The organism is Pseudomonas coronafaciens pv. oryzae str. 1_6 (assembly GCF_000156995.2).
GTDB classification, from domain to species: domain Bacteria; phylum Pseudomonadota; class Gammaproteobacteria; order Pseudomonadales; family Pseudomonadaceae; genus Aquipseudomonas; species Aquipseudomonas tremae.
In genome coordinates this window covers 5,551,899-5,569,210 of record NZ_CP046035.1, presented here as the reverse complement: position 1 = coordinate 5,569,210, position 17,312 = coordinate 5,551,899, and the positions used below count along the sequence as shown (strand labels likewise).

The window sequence follows — 17,312 nt, the reverse complement described above, 5'->3', positions numbered from 1 at the left end:
TTTTCTTTATTCGCGAGTTTTCCACAGCTGGTTAAATTTTGTCCAACGGGTTTCATTCAGGTGAGGTAAGTCCCTATACTTGTCAGCTATCCCAATTTCTCATCGACAACAGGCACGAGGTGCGTGGTGGATTTCCCTTCCCGTTTTGAAGTGATCGTCATCGGTGGCGGTCATGCCGGTACCGAGGCCGCACTGGCGTCGGCACGCATGGGTGTCAAAACCCTGCTGTTGACGCACAACGTGGAAACGCTCGGCCAGATGAGCTGCAACCCTGCCATTGGTGGCATCGGTAAAAGCCACTTGGTCAAGGAAATCGACGCGCTTGGCGGCGCCATGGCAATAGCTACCGACAAGGGTGGCATCCAGTTTCGCGTGCTCAACAGCCGTAAAGGCCCGGCAGTACGAGCCACTCGTGCTCAGGCAGACCGTGTGTTGTACAAGGCCGCTATTCGCGAAACCCTCGAGAACCAGCCCAACCTGTGGATATTTCAGCAGGCCTGTGATGACTTGATCGTCGAACAGGATCAGGTTCGTGGTGTGGTGACCCAGATGGGCATGCGCATCTTCGCCGACTCGGTGGTTTTGACGACCGGTACGTTCCTTGGTGGACTTATCCACATCGGTATGCAGAATTATTCAGGCGGTCGGGCAGGCGATCCGCCTTCGATCGCACTTGCTCATCGCTTGCGTGAATTACCTCTGCGTGTAGGCCGATTGAAAACCGGAACCCCGCCGCGCATTGACGGCCGTTCTGTGGATTTCTCGGTCATGACCGAGCAACCGGGTGATACGCCGATCCCGGTGATGTCGTTCCTGGGCTCCAAGGAGCAACACCCAAAGCAGGTCAGTTGCTGGATTACCCACACCAACGCACGCACTCACGAAATTATCGCGTCCAATCTGGATCGTTCACCGATGTATTCCGGTGTGATCGAAGGCATTGGCCCGCGCTATTGCCCGTCGATCGAAGACAAGATCCATCGCTTTGCCGACAAGGAAAGCCATCAGGTCTTCATCGAACCGGAAGGCCTGACCACCCACGAGCTGTACCCCAACGGTATATCCACGTCGTTGCCGTTCGACGTTCAGCTGCAGATCGTGCAATCGATTCGCGGGATGGAAAACGCACACATTGTTCGCCCCGGATACGCCATCGAATACGACTATTTCGACCCGCGTGATCTGAAATACAGCCTCGAAACCAAGGTTATTGGCGGTTTGTTCTTTGCAGGACAGATCAACGGCACCACCGGTTACGAAGAAGCCGGAGCACAAGGCCTGCTCGCCGGGGCCAACGCCGCATTGCGTGCGCAGGGCCGGGACAGCTGGTGCCCGCGTCGCGATGAAGCTTACATCGGCGTGCTGGTCGACGATCTGATTACCCTCGGAACGCAAGAGCCTTACCGGATGTTCACATCCCGTGCCGAATACCGGCTGATTCTGCGTGAGGACAACGCAGACCTTCGCCTGACCGAAAAAGGTCGTGAGCTGGGTCTCGTCGACGACGCTCGCTGGGCGGCGTTTTGCACCAAGCGCGAGAGTATCGAGCAGGAAGAGCAGCGCCTGAAAAGTACATGGGTTCGTCCCGGTACCGAACAGGGCGATGCGATTGCCGCGCACTTTGGTACGCCGCTGACTCACGAATACAACTTGCTCAATTTGCTCACTCGTCCGGAAATCGACTACGCCAGCCTGATCAACATCACAGGCCAGGGCTGTATCGATCCGCAAGTGGCCGAGCAGGTCGAAATCAAGACAAAATACGCCGGTTACATTGACCGCCAGCAGGATGAAATCGCCCGGCTTCGCGCCAGTGAGGACACCCGATTGCCAGAAGACATCGATTACGCCGGCATATCCGGCCTGTCAAAAGAAATTCAGAGCAAGCTGGGGATAACTCGTCCGGAAACACTGGGTCAGGCATCGCGCATCCCAGGTGTCACACCAGCCGCAATTTCCCTGTTGATGATCCATTTGAAAAAACGCGGCGCGGGCCGTCAGTTGGAGCAAAGCGCTTGAGTTCTATGGTCACCCCGCAGCATGCCGAAGAGTTATCCACCGGTGCCAAAAAGCTGGGGATCGAACTGACCCAGTCTCAACACGAGCAATTGCTGGCGTATCTGGCCCTGTTGATCAAATGGAACAAGGCCTACAACCTGACCGCAGTGCGCGATCCTGACGAAATGGTATCCAGACATCTGCTCGACAGCCTCAGCGTGGTGCCCTTCATCGAGGGGACGCGCTGGATGGATGTCGGCAGCGGCGGTGGGATGCCTGGCATTCCCATGGCCATCCTGTTTCCGGAGCGAAAAGTTTCGTTGCTGGACAGCAATGGCAAGAAAACCCGGTTTCAGACACAGGTCAAACTGGAGCTGAAACTGGATAATCTTGAAGTTATCCACAGCCGTGCAGAAAATTATCAGCCTGATGCGCCGTTCGACGGGATCATCTCCCGTGCATTCAGCAGCCTTGAAGACTTCGCTGGCTGGACGCGTCACATGGGCGACGTCAATACACGCTGGCTGGCGATGAAAGGTCTGCATCCTGTCGACGAACTGGTAGCATTGCCCTCGGATTTTCACCTCGATAGCGCACAAGCCTTGACCGTTCCGGGTTGCCAAGGCCAACGCCATCTGCTGATACTGCGCCGCACGGCATGACTGGGAACACAAGCAAGAATGGCTAAGGTATTCGCGATAGCGAACCAGAAAGGTGGGGTCGGCAAGACCACCACATGTATCAACCTCGCCGCGTCGCTGGTCGCGACCAAGCGCCGTGTGCTGTTGATCGATCTCGATCCCCAGGGCAATGCGACCATGGGCAGCGGTGTGGATAAACACAACCTTGAGAACTCGGTCTATGACCTGTTGATCGGCGAATGCGATCTGGGCGAGGCCATGCAGTTTTCAGAGCACGGTGGTTATCAACTGCTCCCGGCTAACCGCGATCTGACGGCGGGCGAAGTGGTCCTGCTCGAAATGCAGATGAAGGAAAGCCGCTTGCGCAATGCGCTGGCGCCTATTCGCGAGAATTACGATTACATCCTGATCGACTGTCCGCCGTCGCTGTCGATGCTGACGTTGAACGCGCTGGTTGCGGCAGATGGTGTAATTATCCCCATGCAGTGCGAGTACTTCGCGCTCGAAGGTCTCAGCGACCTTGTGGATAACATTAAGCGCATCGGCGAGTTGCTGAACCCGCAGTTGAAAATCGAAGGCCTGCTGCGCACGATGTATGATCCGCGCCTGAGCCTGATCAACGATGTATCGGCGCAGCTCAAGGAACACTTCGGCGAGCAGCTGTACGACACGGTGATCCCGAGAAACATCAGGCTGGCCGAGGCGCCGAGTTTCGGTATGCCGGTGCTGGCGTATGACAAATCGTCTCGAGGAGCGCTGGCCTACCTGGCCTTGGCAAGTGAACTGGTTCGTCGTCAACGTCGCGGCGCAAAAACCGCTCAGCCAACCTAAGGAATTCCCATGGCCGTCAAGAAACGAGGTCTCGGACGTGGGTTGGACGCACTTCTGAGCAGTCCAACCGTCAGTTCGCTGGAAGAACAGGCCGTCAAGGCCCCTCCAAGTGAGTTGCAGCATGTGCCGCTCGACCTGATCCAGCGTGGCAAATATCAGCCGCGCCGCGATATGGACCCGCAAGCGCTTGAAGAACTCGCGCAATCGATCAAATCGCAGGGCGTGATGCAGCCGATTGTGGTTCGTCCTATCGGCGATAACCGCTTCGAGATCATTGCCGGTGAACGTCGCTGGCGCGCGAGTCAGCAGGCGGGTGTCGGAACGATCCCGGCGATGGTTCGTGATGTACCGGACGAAACAGCGATTGCGATGGCGTTGATCGAGAATATTCAGCGCGAAGACCTGAATCCGATCGAAGAAGCCATGGCGCTGCAGCGCTTGCAGCAGGAGTTTCAGCTGACCCAGCAGCAGGTGGCAGATGCCGTGGGCAAGTCGCGTGTCAGCGTGGCCAACCTGTTACGCCTGATTGCCTTGCCTGAAGTCATCAAGACCATGCTGTCCCACGGCGACCTCGAGATGGGCCATGCCCGTGCGTTGCTCGGTCTGGGCGAAGACAGGCAGGTAGAAGGGGCGCGACACGTTGTCGCACGAGGGCTGACTGTACGCCAGACCGAAGCGTTGGTCAGGCAGTGGCTGAGTGGCAAGCCGGAGGCAGCAGAACCGGCCAAGACCGATCCGGATATCAGCCGACTCGAACAGCGTCTGGCCGAGCGTTTGGGCTCTGCGGTGCAAATTCGCCACGGACAGAAGGGCAAAGGGCAACTGGTGATCCGTTATAACTCGCTGGACGAGCTCCAAGGGGTGCTTGCCCACATCCGCTGAAACAATTGCTCTGTAGCGTATAGTCGGAAATCACTACCCGACTGTTGAATAGGGGCTGAACCGCCCCTATACTCTGCGCGCATTTTGTCGGCACAAATTATGCCAAGTTATTGATTATGGCGACCGACATCAAAGGAGCAGTTGCGATGGAATCCCGCATGCCAGACCGCTTGCCGTTCTATCGCCTGGCGGTTTTTCCGTTATTGCTGGCTCAATTGATCGTCCTGCTCATCGCCGCTTTGGTGCTGTGGCAGTGGCAGGGAGTCGTGGCGGGATATTCGGGACTCTGCGGAGGCCTGATCGCCTGGCTACCCAATTTATACTTTGCTCACAAGGCATTCCGGTTTTCCGGGGCCAGAGCAGCGCAAGCCATTGTCCGGTCGTTCTACGCCGGCGAGGCAGGCAAACTGATTTTCACGGCAGTGCTTTTTGCATTGACGTTCGCAGGTGTGAAGCCATTGGCGCCGCTGGCTGTATTCGGCGTGTTCATGTTGATCCAGGTGGTCAACTGGTTCGCTCCCCTGCTTACGAGAACAAGACTTTCGAGACCTTAGGGCGTTTGAGGCAACCATGGCAGAGCAAACAGCTTCGGGCTATATCCAGCACCACTTGCAGAACCTGACATTCGGGCACCTGCCCAATGGCGAATGGGGCTTTGCCCACACCGCAGCAGAAGCCAAAGAAATGGGTTTCTGGGCTTTCCACGTCGATACTCTCGGCTGGTCGGTTGCGTTGGGTCTGATCTTCGTTCTGATCTTCCGCATGGCGGCCAAGAAGGCAACTTCCGGTCAGCCAGGCGCTCTGCAGAACTTCGTAGAAGTCCTGGTCGAGTTCGTCGACGGCAGCGTGAAAGACAGTTTTCACGGTCGCAGCGCGGTTATCGCGCCGCTGGCGCTGACCATTTTCGTCTGGGTATTCCTGATGAACGCGGTCGACCTGGTGCCGGTTGACTGGATTCCACAACTGGCGATGCTGATCTCTGGCGACGAGCACATCCCGTTCCGCGCCGTACCGACCACTGACCCGAACGCTACCCTGGGCATGGCCCTTTCGGTATTTGCGTTGATCATTTTCTACAGCATCAAGGTCAAAGGTATCGGCGGCTTCATCGGCGAGCTGACCCTTCACCCGTTCGCGAGCAAGAACATCCTCGTGCAGGCGCTGTTGATCCCGGTCAACTTCCTGCTGGAATTCGTGACGCTGATCGCCAAGCCTATTTCTCTTGCCCTGCGTCTTTTCGGCAACATGTATGCTGGCGAGCTGGTCTTCATTCTGATCGCCGTGATGTTCGGCAGCGGTCTGTTGTGGCTCAGCGGTCTGGGTGTCGTGCTGCAGTGGGCGTGGGCTGTGTTCCACATCCTGATCATCACCCTGCAAGCGTTCATCTTCATGATGCTGACCATCGTCTACCTGTCGATGGCTCACGAAGATAACCATTGAGATTCGTCTCAGGACGTATCTGATGACCGTTCCGCCATTGGCGGGGCGGTGCCCGCAAGGGCTGATGTAAAAATGATTTTGTTTTACCGCTTCAATTAATAAAACCTAACCAATACGACGTAAAAGTCGGGAGGAAAGATGGAAACTGTAGTTGGTCTAACCGCTATCGCTGTTGCACTGTTGATCGGCCTGGGCGCACTGGGTACTGCAATCGGTTTCGGCCTGTTGGGCGGCAAATTCCTGGAAGGCGCTGCGCGTCAACCGGAAATGGTTCCAATGCTGCAAGTTAAAATGTTCATCGTTGCGGGCCTGCTCGACGCCGTGACCATGATCGGTGTCGGTATCGCTCTGTTCTTCACCTTTGCGAACCCCTTCGTTGGTCAACTCGCTGGCTGATCACTCGAATTTTCGAGTTGATTGGTGTGATGGACAACGAACGAGCGAGGTGTTGGCGTGAACATTAATGCAACCCTGATTGGCCAGTCCGTTGCGTTCTTCATTTTTGTGATTTTCTGCATGAAGTTCGTGTGGCCTCCGGTCATCGCGGCTTTGCACGAACGTCAGAAGAAGATCGCGGATGGACTGGACGCTGCTTCCCGAGCAGCTCGCGACCTGGAGCTGGCCCAAGAAAAAGCGGGTCAACAACTGCGCGAAGCTAAAGCTCAAGCAGCCGAGATCATTGAGCAAGCCAAGAAACGCGGTACTCAGATTGTCGACGAGGCCCGTGAAACGGCACGCGTTGAAGCTGACCGTGTGAAGGCTCAGGCTCTGGCCGAGATCGAGCAGGAACTGAACGGTGTCAAAGACGCCTTGCGCGCCCAATTGGGTAGCCTGGCAGTCAATGGCGCAGAGAAGATTCTGGGTGCCACAATCGATCAAAACGCGCACGCGGAGCTGGTTAACAAACTGGCTGCTGAAATTTAAGCGAGGGCGATCATGGCAGAACTGACCACGTTGGCCCGACCTTACGCGAAGGCGGCCTTCGAGCACGCACAGGCCCATCAGCAGCTGGCCAATTGGTCAGCCATGCTCGGCCTGGCTGCTGCGGTGTCGCAAGACGACACCATGCAGCGCATGCTCAAGGCCCCGCGACTGACGAGCGCACAAAAGGCCACCACTTTTATCGAAGTGTGTGGCGAAAAGTTCGATGCCAAGGCACAGAATTTCATTCACGTCGTTGCTGAAAACGACCGCCTCCCGCTTTTGCCGGAGATCGCCGAACTGTTCGACCTGTACAAGGCCGAGCAGGAAAAATCGGTCGATGTGGATGTCACCAGTGCTTTTGCATTGAACCAAGAACAGCAAGACAAACTCGCCAAGGTTCTCAGTGCACGGCTCGGCCGGGAAGTGCGCCTGCATGCTGCGGAGGATGCCTCTCTTATTGGGGGTGTCGTCATCCGCGCCGGCGACCTGGTTATCGATGGCTCAGTTCGTGGCAAGATCGCGAAACTAGCCGAAGCATTGAAATCTTGAGTTTGAAGGGGCAGCAGAGCAATGCAGCAACTCAATCCTTCCGAAATAAGTGAAATCATCAAGGGTCGCATCGACAAGCTCGATGTAACCTCCCAAGCCCGTAACGAAGGCACAGTCGTCAGCGTGTCTGACGGTATCGTGCGGATTCACGGTCTGGCCGACGTAATGTACGGCGAGATGATCGAGTTTCCGGGCGGCGTCTACGGTATGGCGCTGAACCTTGAGCAAGACTCCGTAGGTGCCGTTGTACTGGGCGCCTACACGACTCTGGCTGAAGGCATGAGCGCCAAGTGCACTGGCCGCATCCTTGAAGTTCCTGTTGGTAAGGAACTGCTGGGTCGCGTGGTCGATGCACTGGGTAACCCAGTTGACGGCAAAGGTCCGCTGAACAACACCGAGACCGATGCGGTCGAGAAAGTTGCTCCAGGTGTGATCTGGCGTAAGTCGGTAGACCAGCCTGTACAGACGGGCTACAAGGCTGTCGATGCCATGATTCCTGTCGGCCGTGGCCAGCGTGAGCTGATCATCGGTGACCGTCAGATCGGTAAAACCGCTCTGGCCATCGACGCAATCATCAACCAGAAGAACAGCGGCATCTTCTGCGTCTACGTAGCAATCGGTCAGAAGCAATCGACCATCGCCAACGTTGTTCGCAAGCTCGAAGAAAACGGCGCACTGGCTAACACCATCGTCGTGGCTGCAAGTGCTTCCGAATCCGCTGCGCTGCAATTCCTTGCACCGTACTCGGGTTGCACCATGGGTGAATTCTTCCGCGACCGCGGTGAAGACGCGCTGATCGTTTATGACGATCTGTCCAAGCAAGCAGTGGCTTACCGCCAGATTTCCCTGCTGCTGCGCCGTCCACCAGGCCGTGAAGCTTACCCAGGCGACGTGTTCTATCTCCACTCCCGTCTGCTGGAGCGCGCTTCGCGTGTTTCCGAAGAGTACGTAGAGAAGTTCACCAATGGCGCAGTGACCGGCAAAACCGGCTCCCTGACCGCACTGCCGATCATCGAAACCCAGGCTGGCGACGTTTCCGCGTTCGTTCCGACCAACGTGATTTCCATCACCGACGGTCAGATCTTCCTGGAATCGGCCATGTTCAACTCCGGCATCCGCCCGGCTGTGAACGCCGGTGTTTCGGTATCCCGTGTGGGTGGTGCCGCTCAGACCAAGATCATCAAGAAGCTTTCCGGTGGTATCCGTACCGCTCTGGCTCAGTACCGTGAACTGGCAGCATTCGCCCAGTTCGCTTCTGACCTGGACGAGGCGACCCGCAAGCAACTTGAGCATGGTCAGCGCGTTACCGAGCTGATGAAGCAGAAGCAATACGCACCAATGTCGATCGCTGACATGGCGCTGTCGCTGTATGCCGCTGAGCGTGGGTTCCTGACTGACGTCGAAATCGCCAAGATCGGCAGCTTTGAACAAGCGCTGATTGCTTACTTCAACCGCGATCACGCCGATTTGATGGCGAAGATCAACGTGAAGGGTGACTTCAATGACGAAATCGACGCTGGCATGAAAGCCGGTATCGAGAAGTTCAAGGCCACCCAAACCTGGTAAGCCGCAGCGGGGGCCGCAAGGCTCCCGCTTGCTAACCTGATAGGTGTTACATGGCAGGCGCAAAAGAGATTCGCAGCAAGATTGCGAGCATCAAAAGCACGCAAAAGATCACCAGCGCCATGGAAAAAGTGGCGGTCAGCAAAATGCGCAAGGCTCAAATGCGCATGGCTGCTAGCCGTCCTTACGCGGAGCGCATTCGTCAGGTGATTGGTCACCTGGCAAACGCCAACCCGGAGTACCGCCACCCGTTCATGATCGAGCGCCCTTTGAAGCGCGTCGGTTATGTCGTAGTGAGCAGTGACCGTGGTCTGTGTGGTGGCTTGAATACCAACCTGTTCAAGACTTTGGTCAAGGACATGGCGGTGAACCGTGAAAACGGTGTAGAGATCGATCTGTGCGTGGTCGGCAGCAAAGGTGCGGCATTTTTCCGCAACTTCGGCGGTAACGTCGTCGCTGCGATCAGCCACCTGGGCGAAGAGCCGTCGATCAATGACCTGATCGGCAGCGTCAAGGTGATGCTGGATGCCTATCTGGATGGCCGTATTGATCGCCTGTCCGTGGTATCCAACAAGTTCATCAACACCATGACCCAGAAACCAACAGTGGAACAATTGATTCCGCTGGTGGCAACCCCGGATCAAGGGCTCAAGCACCACTGGGACTATCTCTACGAACCCGACGCCAAAGAGCTGCTAGACGGCCTGATGGTTCGCTACGTGGAATCGCAGGTGTACCAGGCGGTGGTCGAGAACAACGCAGCTGAACAAGCAGCGCGGATGATCGCGATGAAGAACGCCACAGACAACGCCGGTGATTTGATCAGCGATTTGCAGCTGATCTACAACAAGGCGCGTCAGGCAGCGATCACCCAAGAGATCTCGGAAATCGTCGGCGGCGCTGCCGCGGTTTAACGGTTCAAATATTAGAGGAACCAGCTAATGAGTAGCGGACGTATCGTTCAAATCATCGGCGCCGTGATCGACGTGGAATTCCCACGCGATAGCGTACCGAGCATCTACAACGCGCTGGAAGTTCAAAGCGCGGCAGGAACCACCCTGGAAGTTCAGCAGCAGCTGGGCGACGGCGTGGTTCGTACCATTGCGATGGGCTCCACCGAGGGCTTGAAGCGTGGTCTGGAAGTAACAGACTCTGGCGCAGCCATCTCCGTACCGGTCGGTAAAGCGACTCTGGGCCGGATCATGGACGTGCTGGGCAACCCGATCGACGAAGCTGGCCCGATTGCCACCGAAGAGCGCTGGGGCATTCACCGTCCTGCACCGTCCTTCGCTGAACAAGCTGGCGGCAACGACCTTCTGGAAACCGGCATCAAGGTTATTGACCTGGTCTGCCCGTTCGCCAAAGGCGGTAAAGTCGGTCTGTTCGGTGGTGCCGGTGTCGGCAAGACCGTAAACATGATGGAACTGATCCGTAACATCGCCATCGAGCACAGCGGTTATTCCGTGTTCGCCGGTGTGGGTGAGCGTACTCGTGAGGGTAACGACTTCTACCACGAGATGAAGGACTCCAACGTTCTGGACAAAGTGGCACTGGTCTACGGTCAGATGAACGAGCCGCCGGGTAACCGTCTGCGCGTAGCACTGACCGGCCTGACCATGGCCGAGAAGTTCCGTGACGAAGGTAACGATGTTCTGCTGTTCGTCGACAACATCTATCGTTACACCCTGGCCGGTACTGAAGTATCCGCACTGCTGGGCCGTATGCCTTCCGCAGTAGGTTACCAGCCGACTCTGGCTGAAGAGATGGGCACGCTGCAAGAGCGCATCACTTCGACCAAGAACGGTTCGATCACTTCGATCCAGGCCGTATACGTACCAGCGGACGACTTGACTGACCCGTCGCCAGCGACCACGTTTGCCCACTTGGACGCCACTGTCGTTCTGTCCCGTGACATCGCTTCCCTGGGTATCTACCCGGCGGTAGACCCACTGGATTCGACTTCGCGCCAGCTGGACCCGAACGTCATCGGCCAGGAACACTACGACACCGCTCGCGGCGTTCAGTACGTGTTGCAGCGTTACAAAGAGCTGAAAGACATCATCGCGATCTTGGGTATGGACGAGCTGTCGGAGACCGACAAGCAGTTGGTCAACCGTGCTCGTAAGATCCAGCGCTTCCTGTCCCAGCCTTTCTTCGTGGCAGAAGTCTTCACCGGTGCTTCGGGTAAATACGTTTCCCTGAAAGACACCATTGCTGGCTTCAAAGGCATCCTCAACGGTGACTACGACCACCTGCCAGAACAAGCGTTCTACATGGTCGGCGGCATCGAAGAAGCGATCGAGAAAGCCAAGAAACTGTAATCCCGGCGCCTGGCAACGGGCGCTAATTAGGTTGAGGCAAGCAAATGGCTATGACAGTCCATTGCGACATCGTCAGCGCGGAAGGGGAAATCTTCTCCGGTCTGGTCGAGATGGTGATTGCGCACGGCAACCTGGGTGATATCGGTATCGCTCCAGGCCACGCGCCGCTGATCACCGATCTGAAGCCAGGCCCGATCCGCTTGATCAAGCAGGGTGGGGAAGCCGAGGTGTTTTACATCTCCGGTGGTTTCCTTGAGGTTCAGCCGAACATGGTCAAGGTGCTTGCCGACACTGTGCAACGTGCTGCCGACCTGGACGAAGCTTCTGCTCAGGCTGCTGTATTGGCTGCCGAGAAGGCCCTGAACGAAAAAGGCGCAGATTTCGATTACGGATCTGCAACTGCTCGTCTGGCCGAGGCTGCAGCTCAGCTGCGCACTGTTCAGCAAATTCGCAAGAAGTTCGGCGGCTAACCCCGCTGGCTCCTGTGCGCGATTGAGAAAAAGGGTAGCTTCGGCTACCCTTTTTCTTTTTTCAGATTTCCTCTTTCAAGACAGCCTGCCCTTGGCCCGGTTGCCGCTCAGTTGGTAGTCCTATCATGTCTCTCGATATCGTTATTCTTGCTGCTGGTCAGGGGACCCGGATGCGTTCCGCCCTGCCGAAGGTCCTGCATCCTGTCGCGGGCAATTCCATGCTCGGTCATGTTATCCACAGTGCTCGTCAGTTATCCCCAGTTGGAATACATGTAGTGATCGGTCACGGCGCTGATGTCGTACGTGATCGTCTGGCCGCCGATGACCTGAATTTCGTGATGCAGGACAAGCAATTGGGCACTGGCCACGCTGTGGCCCAGGCATTGCCTGCGCTGACGGCTGAAACCGTACTGATCCTTTATGGTGACGTGCCGTTGATCGAGGTAGAAACCCTGCAGCGTCTGCTCAAGCTTGTCACGCCGCGGCAGCTCGGCCTGCTGACCGTGACGCTGGACGATCCTGCTGGCTATGGCCGTATTGTTCGCGACGATCAGCAGCAGGTATGTGCCATCGTCGAGCACAAGGATGCTACTGACGCGCAGAAGGCTATCAACGAAGGTAATACCGGCATTCTTGCGGTCCCTGCCATCCATCTTGAAGACTGGCTTGGCCGTCTTTCCAACAACAACGCGCAGGGCGAGTATTACCTGACCGACGTCATTGCCATGGCAGTGAACGACGGCCTGGTGGTTGCCACCGAACAGCCGTACGACGCAATGGAAGTGCAGGGCGCCAACGACCGCAAACAGCTCTCGGAGCTGGAGCGTCATTATCAGTTGCGTGAGGCACGGCGTCTGATGGCGGCGGGTGTCACGCTGCGTGACCCTTCGCGGTTCGATGTGCGCGGCGAAGTCAGCGTCGGTCGGGACGTGTTGATCGACATCAACGTGATCCTTGAAGGCAAGGTGATCATTGAAGATAACGTGGTGATCGGGCCTAACTGCGTTATCAAGGACAGTACCCTGCGCAAGGGCGTTGTCGTCAAAGCCAATAGTCATATTGATGGCGCAGTACTGGGCGAGGGCAGTGATGCAGGCCCGTTTGCACGCTTGCGGCCTGGCAGTGTGTTGGGCGCCAAGGCCCATGTGGGTAACTTTGTCGAGCTCAAGAATGCGAACCTGGGCGAGGGCGCGAAGGTCGGGCACCTGACTTATCTGGGTGACGCTGAGGTCGGTGCGCGCACCAACGTAGGCGCAGGCACCATTACCTGCAACTACGATGGTGCGAACAAGCACAAGACGACATTGGGTGCTGACGTATTCATCGGCTCGAACAATTCGCTGGTTGCCCCTGTGGATATCTTTGACGGGGCCACCACTGCAGCGGGTTCGACCATTACTCAGAACGTGCCAGCCGAACAGCTTGGCGTGGCTCGCGCCCGCCAGCGCAATATCGAAGGCTGGAAACGTCCGGTGAAGATCAAGAAGGACTGAGTTATCCACAGCTGCTGATAACTCACGTGCCAATGCTCGGCATTGGCACGCGTCCATAATGCTCCGTCCTCGACACTCGAGACAGGACGCAGAACGTCCAGAACTGCATCCCTACGCAGAGCATGGGTACGAACAGCGTGCGCACAGACACCTCCCGTTCCTCACGCTCCCCGTCACATAGCTGCGCATCACCATGTTCAAAAGCCGGTATCACGAGTATCCGATAGAAATTACTCCGCTCCATTCCCATACCTTGACCAAACCCAAAAAATAGGTTTTGATTGCCTTCGTTATCTTTCGAATCGAAACTTAAGGCTGTCATGTCGAAGCGCAATACACCACAACGCCGTCACAACGTACTTTCCTTGCTCAATGAGCAGGGCGAGGTGAGTGTCGATGATCTGGCCAGACGTTTTGAAACTTCCGAAGTTACGATTCGAAAGGATCTCGCTGCACTCGAATCCAACGGTCTTTTGCTTCGCCGCTACGGCGGTGCAGTGCCTCTTCCTCAAGAATTGATCGGTGAAAGCAGCCAGCCGGTATCCCGGTATAAGCAGGCCATCGCTCGTGCTGCGGTCGCAAGAATTCGTGAACACGCCAGAATTATCGTCGACAGCGGCAGCACCACTGCCGCATTGATTCCTGAATTGGGTCGACAGCCTGGTCTGGTCGTCATGACTAATTCCCTGCATGTCGCGCGTGCCCTCACTGATCTGGAACACGAGCCTGTGCTGCTGATGACTGGCGGAACATGGGACCCGCATTCCGAATCCTTTCAAGGACAGGTCGCCGAACAGGTGCTGCGGTCCTACGACTTTGACCAACTGTTCATCGGTGCCGACGGCATCGATCTGGCGCGCGGCACCACGACCTTCAACGAGCTGTTGGGCTTGAGTCGGGTCATGGCCGAAGTCGCCCGGGAAGTTGTGGTCATGGTCGAAGCCGACAAGGTCGGTCGCAAGATCCCCAACCTGGAGCTGCCCTGGAGCAGCGTCCACACCCTTATCACAGATGATCGCCTGCCCCTCGAGGCGCGCGAACAGATACAAGCCCGCGGCATTACATTGATTTGTGCCGCTGTCAGCTAGGAGAAAACCATGTGTGGAATAGTCGGCGCCGTCGCTGAACGTAACATCACCGCTATCTTGCTCGAAGGCCTCAAACGTCTCGAGTACCGAGGTTATGACAGCGCAGGCGTGGCTGTTTTCACCAACGAAGGCACCCTGGAGCGCCGTCGTCGTTCCGGTAAGGTCAGTGAACTGGATCAGGCGCTGGCAGGCGAGCCGTTGACGGGGCGTCTGGGCATTGCTCACACCCGCTGGGCCACTCATGGTGCGCCGTGCGAGCGCAATGCTCATCCTCATTTCTCGGCTGACAAGCTGGCAGTTGTCCACAACGGCATTATCGAGAACCACGAAGCCCTGCGCGAACAGCTCAAGGCCTTGGGTTATGCATTCGTCTCCGATACCGACACTGAAGTCATCGTTCACCTGCTGCACCACAAGCTCAAGGACACGCCTGACCTGGCAATCGCACTGAAGGCTGCCGTTAAAGAGCTTCACGGTGCCTACGGTCTGGCCGTTATCAGTGCTGCTCAACCAGATCGTCTGCTGGCCGCCCGCAGTGGCAGCCCCTTGGTGATCGGTATGGGCCTGGGTGAAAACTTCCTTGCTTCCGACCAACTGGCGCTGCGTCAGGTAACCGACCGCTTCATGTACCTGGAAGAGGGCGATATCGCCGAGATCCGTCGTGACAGCGTGCAGATCTGGAACGTCGACGGCCTGCCGGTCGAACGTGAAGTGGTGCAATACCATGAAGGCGCCGAAGCTGCCGACAAGGGCGAATATCGCCACTTCATGCTCAAGGAAATCCACGAACAGCCCAAGGTTGTGCAACGCACCCTCGAAGGTCGTCTGGGTCAGCAACAGGTTCTGGTTCACGCCTTTGGTCCACAGGCAGCCGAGCTGTTTGCCAAGGTACGTAATGTTCAGATTGTCGCGTGCGGCACCAGCTACCACGCCGGCATGGTCGCGCGTTACTGGCTTGAAGGCCTGGCAGGCATCCCGTGCCAGGTAGAAGTGGCCAGCGAATTCCGTTACCGCAAGGTCGTGGTCCAGCCGGACACCCTGTTCGTTTCGATCTCGCAGTCGGGCGAAACAGCAGACACCCTGGCGGCGTTGCGCAATGCCAAAGAACTGGGCTTCCTGGCCAGCCTGGCGATCTGCAACGTCGGCATCAGCTCACTGGTTCGCGAATCCGACCTGACCCTGCTCACCCAGGCCGGACCGGAAATCGGTGTGGCATCGACCAAAGCGTTCACCACCCAACTGGTTGCCTTGCTGCTGCTGACCTTGTCACTGGGCCAGGTCAAAGGCTCGCTGGAGGAGGGCGTCGAAGCACAACTGGTCGAAGAACTGCGCCGCCTGCCGACCCGTTTGGGCGAAGCCCTGGCAATGGACGGCACCATCGAGAAAGTTGCCGAGCTGTTCGCCGAAAAACACCACACTCTGTTCTTGGGGCGTGGCGCGCAATTCCCGGTGGCGATGGAGGGCGCACTCAAGCTCAAGGAAATCTCCTACATCCACGCCGAAGCCTACCCGGCCGGCGAACTCAAGCACGGCCCGCTGGCGCTGGTCGATGCCGACATGCCGGTCGTCACCGTCGCGCCGAACAACGAACTGCTGGAAAAACTCAAATCCAACCTGCAGGAAGTCCGCGCACGCGGCGGCGAGCTGATCGTATTCGCCGATGAACAGGCCGGTTTGAAGAACGGCGAAGGCACCCACGTCATCGCGATGCCGCACATCATCGATGCACTGGCACCGATTCTCTACACAATCCCGTTGCAGTTGCTTTCGTATTACGTGGCAGTGCTGAAGGGGACAGACGTTGATCAGCCACGCAATCTGGCGAAGTCGGTGACGGTGGAGTGAGTTATCCACAGGGCTGAAATGTTGAAGCTACGAAATAAAGTCTGTCGGAAATAAATAAAGTCTGTCGCTGGCGCCTTCGAACCCCCCGATTGAGGAGCCGGTGACGATTTTCCGGGCCACCGTGCTCGGAAAGTACTTCAAGGTTTTGACGAGCAAATGATCTTAGCTATTCAGCCTGAGGAGACGGTGCGTTCCTTTGTGGCGAGAACTCTTCTAATTAAAGGAAAAAATTCCTCCGAAGATGTATTTCGGAAGTTTCCCAGAAACAGCCTCTTTGGCGCGGATATCTTGTTAATCGCCGGAATGCACGGATGGAATGGTTGCTACGGTTTCAACAAAATACTTCATAAACATACTGAGTACCCGTTAAGAGAAGTTTTTAAAAACATTCAAGATATCTCCTACTCTAGGGACGAATACATAAGTAGTTCAAGTGTCTATGGTTCCGATAGTACCTCGGCCGGGTTTTGTCCCGTTTGTGTTGCCGAAGATATTGAACGCTTAGGATTCTCCTTTTGGCGACGTGCTCACTGTTGTGAGCTGAAAGTCTGCGCTGAGCACAATGTAGAGTTAGTCAAACACTGCCCATACTGTGACAAGCCGTTCCGCCATGGTGGCCATGATCTGAATGTGATGTGGACTACCTGTGAGGGACAGCAGCTTAAAGATAGCTCAGTGATGTTGAACGCAGACCAATTTGAGCTGAAGAAAGCTCAATTCTTTGCAGAGATTCTGTCAGCCACCCATCACCTCTCTGAAGAGGCTGTTCTTGCGGTCTTGGATGAGAAAGTCCATCAAAATGAAAACCTAAAGCTTAGAATTTGGGACTCCAGATACAACCAGCCTCTAGGATATACAATCAAACGGCGGCTAGAGATCGTCCAAGAGGCGAGGTTTATGAACAGGCTACCACATGGAGAAACTACTGATTTTATTATTCAGGCTATATTGGGAGTCTATGAAAGATTTTCTGATTTTTTCATTGACGTGAAGGCATATGGGGACGAAGTTCGCCCAGTGGAAAAACTATGGTCTACTTATATCGCAGGACATCAAGAATCAACACATTACGTCGAAGAAGATTATGACCAAGGTGTTGGTGTCTGGTGTTGTCCGTTCCCTGCTAGGGACTTTTTACGGATGTGGGATTGGCGGCCTGTGTATTACCCCTGCTGTAGTTTTGAGCGACCAAAAAGAAAAGGTCCTCAACCTCGACCCGAGCTAGTCAAGAAAGCGCCGCCGGGTATTTACAGGCAGAAATAGGTTC

General features: G+C 56.2%; 17 protein-coding genes. All 17 read left to right on the top strand.

Features of this window, described 5'->3' with window-relative positions:
- Positions 1 to 126 precede the first annotated feature (126 nt).
- The 17 genes from mnmG to POR16_RS25300 all read left to right on the top strand — a co-directional run bounded on the left by mnmG (position 127) and on the right by POR16_RS25300 (position 17,308).
- A complete protein-coding gene (gene mnmG / locus POR16_RS25380; protein WP_005894820.1) occupies positions 127 to 2,019 on the top strand; it encodes a tRNA uridine-5-carboxymethylaminomethyl(34) synthesis enzyme MnmG in 1,893 nt (630 codons plus the stop codon).
- Positions 2,016 to 2,660 carry a 16S rRNA (guanine(527)-N(7))-methyltransferase RsmG gene (gene rsmG / locus POR16_RS25375; protein ID WP_005894823.1) on the top strand — a complete coding sequence of 215 codons (645 nt, stop codon included), beginning with the start codon at positions 2,016 to 2,018 and terminating at the stop codon, positions 2,658 to 2,660. The genes mnmG and rsmG overlap by 4 nt, the downstream gene beginning before the upstream one ends.
- A gap of 18 nt (positions 2,661 to 2,678) precedes the next feature.
- Positions 2,679 to 3,470: a ParA family protein gene (locus tag POR16_RS25370; protein ID WP_005894826.1), complete on the top strand. Its 792-nt coding sequence runs from the start codon at positions 2,679 to 2,681 to the stop codon at positions 3,468 to 3,470.
- A gap of 9 nt (positions 3,471 to 3,479) precedes the next feature.
- The gene (locus POR16_RS25365; RefSeq protein ID WP_005894829.1) at positions 3,480 to 4,352 is read left to right on the top strand and encodes a ParB/RepB/Spo0J family partition protein; all 873 of its coding nucleotides are present in this window, start codon (positions 3,480 to 3,482) and stop codon (positions 4,350 to 4,352) included.
- A gap of 146 nt (positions 4,353 to 4,498) precedes the next feature.
- Entirely contained in the window at positions 4,499 to 4,906 is a 408-nt protein-coding gene (locus POR16_RS25360; protein WP_003377886.1) for a F0F1 ATP synthase subunit I, read from the top strand.
- Between the two features lie 16 nt (positions 4,907 to 4,922).
- Complete coding sequence (gene atpB / locus POR16_RS25355) at positions 4,923 to 5,792, top strand: F0F1 ATP synthase subunit A (protein WP_005894832.1); 870 nt, start codon at positions 4,923 to 4,925, stop codon at positions 5,790 to 5,792.
- Between the two features lie 138 nt (positions 5,793 to 5,930).
- A complete protein-coding gene (gene atpE, locus POR16_RS25350) occupies positions 5,931 to 6,188 on the top strand; it encodes a F0F1 ATP synthase subunit C (protein WP_002555987.1) in 258 nt (85 codons plus the stop codon).
- Positions 6,189 to 6,245: 57 nt separating this feature from the next.
- On the top strand, positions 6,246 to 6,716 hold the full coding sequence (locus POR16_RS25345) for a F0F1 ATP synthase subunit B (protein WP_005894836.1): 471 nt from the start codon (positions 6,246 to 6,248) through the stop codon (positions 6,714 to 6,716).
- Positions 6,717 to 6,728: 12 nt separating this feature from the next.
- A complete protein-coding gene (locus tag POR16_RS25340) occupies positions 6,729 to 7,265 on the top strand; it encodes a F0F1 ATP synthase subunit delta (protein ID WP_003315956.1) in 537 nt (178 codons plus the stop codon).
- A gap of 21 nt (positions 7,266 to 7,286) precedes the next feature.
- On the top strand, positions 7,287 to 8,831 hold the full coding sequence (gene atpA, locus POR16_RS25335; protein WP_003377895.1) for a F0F1 ATP synthase subunit alpha: 1,545 nt from the start codon (positions 7,287 to 7,289) through the stop codon (positions 8,829 to 8,831).
- A 50-nt stretch (positions 8,832 to 8,881) separates the two neighbouring features.
- A complete protein-coding gene (gene atpG, locus POR16_RS25330) occupies positions 8,882 to 9,742 on the top strand; it encodes a F0F1 ATP synthase subunit gamma (RefSeq protein ID WP_005894840.1) in 861 nt (286 codons plus the stop codon).
- 27 nt (positions 9,743 to 9,769) lie between these two features.
- Positions 9,770 to 11,149, top strand: a complete 1,380-nt coding sequence (atpD, locus tag POR16_RS25325) for a F0F1 ATP synthase subunit beta (protein WP_002555982.1) — start codon at positions 9,770 to 9,772, stop codon at positions 11,147 to 11,149.
- A gap of 44 nt (positions 11,150 to 11,193) precedes the next feature.
- Positions 11,194 to 11,619 (top strand): F0F1 ATP synthase subunit epsilon, encoded by a 426-nt coding sequence (locus POR16_RS25320; protein WP_003413751.1) that lies wholly within the window; start codon positions 11,194 to 11,196, stop codon positions 11,617 to 11,619.
- A gap of 125 nt (positions 11,620 to 11,744) precedes the next feature.
- Positions 11,745 to 13,112, top strand: coding sequence for a bifunctional UDP-N-acetylglucosamine diphosphorylase/glucosamine-1-phosphate N-acetyltransferase GlmU (gene glmU, locus POR16_RS25315; RefSeq protein ID WP_005894845.1), 1,368 nt, complete (start codon positions 11,745 to 11,747; stop codon positions 13,110 to 13,112).
- 320 nt (positions 13,113 to 13,432) lie between these two features.
- Positions 13,433 to 14,200 (top strand): DeoR/GlpR family DNA-binding transcription regulator, encoded by a 768-nt coding sequence (locus tag POR16_RS25310; protein ID WP_005894853.1) that lies wholly within the window; start codon positions 13,433 to 13,435, stop codon positions 14,198 to 14,200.
- Positions 14,201 to 14,209: 9 nt separating this feature from the next.
- Positions 14,210 to 16,045, top strand: coding sequence for a glutamine--fructose-6-phosphate transaminase (isomerizing) (gene glmS, locus POR16_RS25305; RefSeq protein ID WP_005894856.1), 1,836 nt, complete (start codon positions 14,210 to 14,212; stop codon positions 16,043 to 16,045).
- 156 nt (positions 16,046 to 16,201) lie between these two features.
- Positions 16,202 to 17,308 carry a TniQ family protein gene (locus POR16_RS25300; protein ID WP_005894858.1) on the top strand — a complete coding sequence of 369 codons (1,107 nt, stop codon included), beginning with the start codon at positions 16,202 to 16,204 and terminating at the stop codon, positions 17,306 to 17,308.
- Positions 17,309 to 17,312: the final 4 nt, after the last annotated feature.

Bases quoted from the DNA above. Each gene is read 5' to 3' on its own strand.
- POR16_RS25370 (WP_005894826.1), top strand. From the start codon at position 2,679: ATGGCTAAGGTATTCGCGATAGCGAACCAGAAAGGTGGGGTCGGCAAG.
- glmS (WP_005894856.1), top strand. From the start codon at position 14,210: ATGTGTGGAATAGTCGGCGCCGTCGCTGAACGTAACATCACCGCTATC.
- POR16_RS25365 (WP_005894829.1), top strand. From the start codon at position 3,480: ATGGCCGTCAAGAAACGAGGTCTCGGACGTGGGTTGGACGCACTTCTG.
- POR16_RS25300 (WP_005894858.1), top strand. From the start codon at position 16,202: ATGATCTTAGCTATTCAGCCTGAGGAGACGGTGCGTTCCTTTGTGGCG.
- POR16_RS25320 (WP_003413751.1), top strand. From the start codon at position 11,194: ATGGCTATGACAGTCCATTGCGACATCGTCAGCGCGGAAGGGGAAATC.
- atpD (WP_002555982.1), top strand. From the start codon at position 9,770: ATGAGTAGCGGACGTATCGTTCAAATCATCGGCGCCGTGATCGACGTG.
- glmU (WP_005894845.1), top strand. From the start codon at position 11,745: ATGTCTCTCGATATCGTTATTCTTGCTGCTGGTCAGGGGACCCGGATG.
- POR16_RS25340 (WP_003315956.1), top strand. From the start codon at position 6,729: ATGGCAGAACTGACCACGTTGGCCCGACCTTACGCGAAGGCGGCCTTC.
- POR16_RS25360 (WP_003377886.1), top strand. From the start codon at position 4,499: ATGGAATCCCGCATGCCAGACCGCTTGCCGTTCTATCGCCTGGCGGTT.
- atpA (WP_003377895.1), top strand. From the start codon at position 7,287: ATGCAGCAACTCAATCCTTCCGAAATAAGTGAAATCATCAAGGGTCGC.
- POR16_RS25310 (WP_005894853.1), top strand. From the start codon at position 13,433: ATGTCGAAGCGCAATACACCACAACGCCGTCACAACGTACTTTCCTTG.
- atpB (WP_005894832.1), top strand. From the start codon at position 4,923: ATGGCAGAGCAAACAGCTTCGGGCTATATCCAGCACCACTTGCAGAAC.
- atpG (WP_005894840.1), top strand. From the start codon at position 8,882: ATGGCAGGCGCAAAAGAGATTCGCAGCAAGATTGCGAGCATCAAAAGC.
- atpE (WP_002555987.1), top strand. From the start codon at position 5,931: ATGGAAACTGTAGTTGGTCTAACCGCTATCGCTGTTGCACTGTTGATC.